Annotated in this window: 1 protein-coding gene; it reads right to left on the bottom strand. The window is 46.1% G+C overall.

Annotated features, from left to right (window positions below):
• On the bottom strand, positions 1 to 634 hold a 634-nt coding region (locus AC1DSE_RS36150; RefSeq protein WP_477529232.1), incomplete at both ends, for a GntR family transcriptional regulator.

The raw sequence follows: 634 nt of genomic DNA, 5'->3' as shown, positions 1-634 counted from the left end.
CTTAAAATACGCGGGGTGTTTCTCTTTCAGCTCATCCTTCTCCAGTTGAAAACGATTCAAATGCTCATGCATCACTTTTTCCGCCGCATCTGCGTCCTTGTCCTTAATTGCCGTTACGATTGCACGGTGCTGGCTCAAAATGATGTGCCAATCATCGTTTGCAGCAAGGCGCAGCATCCTCACCCTCTGGTAATGGGCGCTAAGCTCCTGAAGCAGCTTCCATGTGCGGAGCTTCCCACATCCGATGATAATCGTTTTGTGAAACTCATCGTCGAGCTCAAACAATCGCTTATAGTTTTTTTCTTCGATACAGAGCTCTTGCAGGGCAATCAAATTTAGCAGCTGCAGCACTTGTTCAGCCTTAAGCTGCTCGCATGCCAGCCTGACGATCGTACTTTCCAGCGTTTCCCGCACGAAGCGTGACTCTTCCACCATATCCAGATCAATGAGAGAAATAAATGAACCTCGCTGGGGTATCGTTTCAATAAGTCCCTCTTGCGAAAGCTTAACGAATGCTTCCCTAATGGGTGTTCTGCTAACCTTCAGCATCTCGATTATATCTTTTTCTGAAATAAAACGGCCCGGCTCCAGTTTCAAATCCAATATATCTGATTTCAGCTTATCGTATACATAG

It is taken from the genome of Paenibacillus sp. 01L418 (genome assembly GCF_056400045.1).
The sequence above is the reverse complement of the archived record's forward strand: the minus strand, read 5'-3'. Positions and strand labels throughout refer to the sequence as shown.